The organism is Lysinibacillus sp. LK3, from assembly GCF_001043675.1.
Taxonomy (GTDB): Bacteria; Bacillota; Bacilli; order Bacillales_A; family Planococcaceae; genus Lysinibacillus; species Lysinibacillus capsici.
The window spans coordinates 21213-27212 of the sequence record NZ_LDUJ01000008.1; the positions used below are offsets into that span (position 1 = coordinate 21213).

Here is a 6000-nt window from a genome sequence, read left to right on the forward strand (position 1 = left end):
TGGTATTACAGCGTTTTTTTGCTGTCTAAAACCGTTACACAATTGAAAAATAACATTCGCCTCTTTTGTGATAGTCTATGTATAGGCAAAAAAGTTTTGAGAGGGGTATAACAAAAGTATGAATAAGAAATGGTTATTACCGATTTTTGCATCATTTATGTTATTTTCAACTACTAATATTAATACTGCTGAAGCAGCGTCTAAAGCAGATTTAACTGATACAGCTTCTAAATATTTAGGTGTTCCATATAAATACGGCGGTACAACAACAAGCGGTTTTGATTGCTCTGGCTTTACTTCTAAAGTATTTTCAGACTTAGGCATTCAATTAAACCGTACGTCGGGATCTCAATATCAACAAGGTACTGCAGTTGCCAAGAGTGATCTTCAAGTTGGCGATTTAGTATTTTTCAATACAAGTGGTAGTGGTATTTCACATGTGGGGATATACATAGGTGATGGTAAAATGATCCACTCTCAAACTGGTCAAGGTGTAAGCTACTCAAATGTTAATGACCCATATTATTGGGGCGATCGTTATGTAGGTGCTAAACGTGTGGCAACATTTGATGCTCAACAACAAGCTGAAGTAAAACAAGCAGCTATTGACTTTTCCGTATATGCTTCTCGTGCAGAGGTAGCAGTACAAATTGCAAAAGCTTTAAACTTAGATACATCTGATACTACTACTAGTTTCGTAGATGTAAAACCTACATATGCTCATGCAGGTGCTATTGCAGCTGTAGCAAAATTAGGTATCTTTGAAGGCGATGCAAATGGTAAATTCAACCCGTCTTCACCAATTACGCGTGCACAAATTGCTAAAGTATTAGTGCTAGCATTTGGTCTTGAAAATAATGGTGGAAGTGTAGCTTTTAGTGATGTGCCTCAAAAGAGCTGGGCTAATGAATATGTTTCTACTCTAGCGTCAAATGGCATTACAAATGGTGACGGAGACGGTAGCTTCGGTTCTGATGAATTACTAAAAATCGAACAATTAAAAGTATTTATTGAAAGAATTCAACAATAAGTTCATAAAGTTAACACTTTAATTGTGTCATAGATTGCAAGAAATGATCTTTTGAATAGCGTATAATGGAAGAAGGGTTTGCAATAGCAGACTCTTCTATTTTTATGATAATTTTGTAGGAAAGGATGTGAATTGGAAAATTAAATTTTAACAGTTCTATTGTATGATGCTTTATTTAGCTAATTTTGTTAAAATGGACACGTTAAGAGAACAAGAAGGGAGGAAATAAGACATTGAACATCAAAAAAATTAGTCTTATCTTGTGCGTCTTATTCATTTCGGCTTCTATGTTTACGATACATAGTGCAAGTGTCAGTGCAGCTAACAATTCAAATATAACATTTGAAGATGTTACTAAAAATCACCCAGCCTATGAAGAAATCAATTATTTAGTAAATTTGGGGGTAATTCAAGGTTACTTTGTGAATGGTAAGAGAGTCTTTGGCCCAAATAATAGTGTTACAAGAGGACAAGCAGCTAAAATGGTTGTTGTTGCCTCTGGTAATAAACCATTAGTTGTAAATAAATCTAGCTTTTCAGATGTTACAGTCGGCACTGAAATGTCAGGTTATATAGAACGTGCTGTACAGCTAGGATTTTTCGACAAAAATATAAAAGGTCAATTCTTACCAAATAAGCCTCTAACTCGTGGAGAAATGAGTTATGTATTAACAAAGGCTTTTAATTTAGATACTAGTGAGTATGAGGGGATCGACTCACCTTTTACTGATGTAGGAATTACACATGAATATGTGAAATACATCAATACAATCTATTATAATGGCATCACCAACGGAACAGGTAATACGTATTTACCGAATAGCACTGTAACACGTTCTCAATTTTCATTATTCGTTGCACGTGCAAACAGTGAAAAATATCGATTAGAGCTTCCTGTAAAAGGTGTACAAGTTCCAGATACATCACAGGTCATTGGCTTAGTGAAGGTCACTACAGATGGGTTAAACATCCGTAAGACAAAAGATTCTACTTCAAGCACGAACATTGTAGGCAAAGTCAATACAGGCGGTAAATTATCAGTCTACGCTGTTGAAAGTAATTGGCTAAAGGTTACTTATAAAGGCGCATATGCCTACATCTATAAGCAATATGCAGAATTTGTAGATGCAGATGGTAATGCGTTAGGAACAGTCGAAAAAGAAGTAACGACAAAAAATGCTGTCAATTTATATGTGAAGCCTACATCTTCAGCAAAAGTCATTTCATCGATTAAAGCGAACGAAAAGCTTCCCGTTTACAAAACAACTGGTGGCTACTACTTAACACAAGTAAATGGTTTACCAGGTTATATTGTAGCGAATAGCACTACGGATATTGTGGAGGAAGAAAAGCCAAATCCTACTCCAAATCCAGATCCAACACCACCAGCTTCTGGTGATGTGCTAGGAAGAGTAACGGTAGCTAATTTAAATGTTCGCAGTCAAAGTAACTCTACATCAGCCGTGTTATTTAAGCTGAATAAAGGAGAGTATGTCCAAGTTAATAACATCAATGGTTACTGGGCAGAAATCACCTATAATGGCCAATCAGGCTATGTTCACAAGTCTTATTTGAAACTATTAAATCAAACAGCTAAACCTTTACAAAATCGTATTATCATCCTAGACCCAGGTCATGGTGGTAAAGATCCAGGTACAGTAAAGGGCTCTGCTTCTGAAAAGAACATTACATTAAAAGTCAGCACACAAGTGAAACAATTACTAGAGAATGCTGGTGCAAAAGTTTATATGACACGTACTGGTGATACGTATCCATCCTTACAAGATCGCGTAGACTTTACACAAGCAAACTATGGTGAAATTTTTGTAAGTGTTCATGTCAACTCTGCTGCTAATACGTCAGCGTCTGGTACTGAAACATATTATGCAATATCTACAGGAGATATGTATCAGGAAGACATTGATTTAGCGACATATGTTAATAATCAAATTGTCAACAATTTAAATATGAAAAACCGTGGTGTCAAGCAAGAGCAATACTACGTAATTCGTAATATGGTGATCCCTTCTATTCTAGTAGAACTTGGTTTCTTAACGAATGCAGAGGATAACAGTAAAATGACAAATGATCAATACGTTAAATTATTTGCAGAATCTATTTATAATGGTATTTTGCAATATTATAAAAAACAATAATTGATTAAGAGACGATTCCAAAGGTGTACTAGCCTTTGGGATCGTTTTTCTTATTCTCTATATACCCATATAAGAAAAATACAAACTAATTGATAAAATGGCCATAAAATTTTCTCTAATCATACAAATAAAAGCTAATTAGATTGCTTGCTAGCTAGCTAGTATGAAAGATAAGGAAAAGACACTTTTGCACATGGGTGATTGGAGAGGAGCCAACGCGCTAGCGTCACAGATGAGACCCTGGCGAAACGGAAATCAACCTCCTGCCTTATGAAAGGCCTCTTTCCGCTAGTGACTTTATCTTTTTTTCAACAACAGTAAATGGCTGTCTCATTTATTAAGAGACAGCCATTTACGTTATTTCACGGTATTGATGAATTTAATATAATCCTTACTTATATATCCAGGTTCAGTGTTTAGTTTATCTGAAACAATTTGATACCAACCATTTGCGCTTGTATCTGTAACGATGACAGGCATATTACTTTTACTAAATGTGAAAAGTGGACTTTGACTAGTTGATGCATCTGCACGAACATTTAGTCCAGCAGTTGTTGTGAGAGCGATTTTATAGGGATTATTTGCATCCTTAAAGCCTAAAGCTTTTTCTGCACGATAGTAATGTCCTGCAATTTTTGCCCCCCAGAATGGATCTGAAGCGTATTTTACGTTGAAGCCGATAGCCTTGGAACCAACAACTGCGCCATTTGTATAACGTCCACCTGGCGTAATATAATTTGGCTGAAGGAATTTTTCAACTAGCTCATTAATATTGGCTTCCACACTATCAAACTTCTTGTTTAGTGGATTTGTATCATAGACATATAAGCCAAATAGATTGTTTAGATTTTGAGCGTGATCACTCATACCATAGGCACTCTCATGCTGTGCTAAGGATAAAATTAGCATAGCATTGATATGAGAATTGGCTTCCACTTCTTTTAATACAGAGCCTAAACCAAGTAGTTTACTTTTAGTTGTGGCATTTTTATAAATCGAAGCACCTGAGCTTTCAACCTCTGCTAATTTTCCCACAATATATTGATCTAGCTCATCTGCTGTATATTGAGTTGCTGCACGAGCTGGTAAGAACTGATAGTAGTTATAGGCTTCTCCCTTTGAAGAACCATCAGCATTGGTAAAGTTGATGCCATCCCAGCTAAAGTATTTCTCACCCTGCTTCATAAAGCTAGGTGCCTTGCCATACACGTAACTAGCAGAATATTTATTAGTTTTATAATCATATAAAGTATGTTTTATTTCACCGTACTCATTTGTGTAATAAGAACGGCCTTTCACTAAAGCAGAAGGAATTAAGGTAACGTCAGCCTGCTTTAAATAGCCAGTATGACCAGCTAAGCGTACTTTTACTTGTGTGGCATCACTACCTAGATACTCCATTTCTGTATTACCCGCAACTGCGATTTGATCCTTAATCGTTTCAGAATTTAGAGCAACATAATTATTCGTTACAACATAACCTGAAGTCATTTTAATAATTTTATCATTTTGAGTAATCACTAAGGAATTAGTCGTCATCGCCTTTTCAGCTGCTTCAAAGCTAGTAAAGGTTTGTTTGTCTACCAAGTTACCATTGGAAACTTCTTTGACGATATATGCAGTAGTATTACCGTTATTACCAGTATTATTGTTGTTCCCATTATTAGTATTACCGTTATTTTCGGAGTTACCATTGTTTTCATTTTTACCAGCGTCAAGCTGATCAGCAAGAAGCATTAATCGTAGAATAAATGTCGATGCCTCACCAATTGTGGCATTGTCTCTTGGTAAAAACATGCCATTGGAGCTTCCTTTAATAAGTCCTAATTGTGCACCGATTGCAACATCCTCACGGAAATCTTTAAAAATAGTTGTATTGTCTTTGAAGGTAATAGAAGAAGTACCTTTTGGTATTTTTAAATAATCAACTGCTCTGATTAGCATCACTGCCATATGCTCTCTTGAAATACGGTCATCTGGCTTAAATGAGCCATCCGTATAACCAGTAATAATTCCAGCAGTTGCGGCAAGCTTAATTTCATTTGCAAATAAATATGTGTCTGACACATCTGTAAACGTTATCTCGTTCTTTGTGTCCAAATTTAATGCTTTTGCTATGTATGTGGCGAATTCACCGCGTGTAACCGTAGCATTTGGACGATAGCTTCCATTTGCATCCTTTAGTAATGCATCTTTCTGAATTAAATAGCGTAGACCACTTTCATGCATATGTCCTGATAGCTCGTCTGCATAGACAGATTGAGGCTGCCAAATGACTAGACTAACAAGCATCATGAGCAACATAAAAATTGATAGTTTTTTCATAGTTTTACCCTCCTAAACTGATATCATTTTAACAAAGTTATACAATCAAGATAAGGGTCAAATGTTAGAAATGCCATAAAATATACCAGCGTTTTATAGGCAATAAGTATGCTTTTATAATTTGGTGTGAAAGTTAGTTTTAAATAGGGAAGGAAAGTGAACCGAAATTCACATGAGTTTCTTCTATTATATATGTCATTTGTGTTATCCCCAAAAAATAATGCCGTACATTGCTTACTAAGAAACAATGTACGGCATTTTATTGAAGTAAAAATTAAAGCATTTCTGAAGTTGTTTTTGCTTGCATATGCAGTTGTAGGTAGTCTGGGCCACCTGCTTTTGAATCTGTACCTGACATGTTGAAGCCACCAAATGGTTGGTAACCTACGATAGCACCTGTACAGCCACGGTTGAAGTAAAGGTTTCCTACATGGAATTCTTCACGTGCTTTTTCTAGGTTCATGCGGTTTGTTGTGATAACAGCGCCTG

General features: G+C 36.0%; 4 protein-coding genes. 2 read left to right on the forward strand and 2 right to left on the reverse strand.

The features are described from left to right. Positions 1 to 118: 118 nt before the first annotated feature. Positions 119 to 1030: a C40 family peptidase gene (locus tag VK91_RS06120; RefSeq protein WP_009371892.1), complete on the forward strand. Its 912-nt coding sequence runs from the start codon at positions 119 to 121 to the stop codon at positions 1028 to 1030. Between the two features lie 233 nt (positions 1031 to 1263). Next, positions 1264 to 3186 (forward strand): N-acetylmuramoyl-L-alanine amidase, encoded by a 1923-nt coding sequence (locus tag VK91_RS06125; RefSeq protein WP_053075686.1) that lies wholly within the window; start codon positions 1264 to 1266, stop codon positions 3184 to 3186. 357 nt (positions 3187 to 3543) lie between these two features. Here the strand turns inward: VK91_RS06125 and VK91_RS06130 are convergent, their stop codons facing one another. Beyond that, a complete protein-coding gene (locus VK91_RS06130; RefSeq protein WP_048391717.1) occupies positions 3544 to 5511 on the reverse strand; it encodes an S-layer homology domain-containing protein in 1968 nt (655 codons plus the stop codon). Between the two features lie 274 nt (positions 5512 to 5785). Beyond that, the coding region (locus VK91_RS06135) for an aldehyde dehydrogenase family protein (protein ID WP_048391719.1) at positions 5786 to 6000 on the reverse strand (215 nt) is incomplete at its 5' end.

Coding starts and splice junctions, on each gene's coding strand:
- VK91_RS06130 (WP_048391717.1), bottom strand. CDS start 5,511: ATGAAAAAACTATCAATTTTTATGTTGCTCATGATGCTTGTTAGTCTA.
- VK91_RS06120 (WP_009371892.1), top strand. CDS start 119: ATGAATAAGAAATGGTTATTACCGATTTTTGCATCATTTATGTTATTT.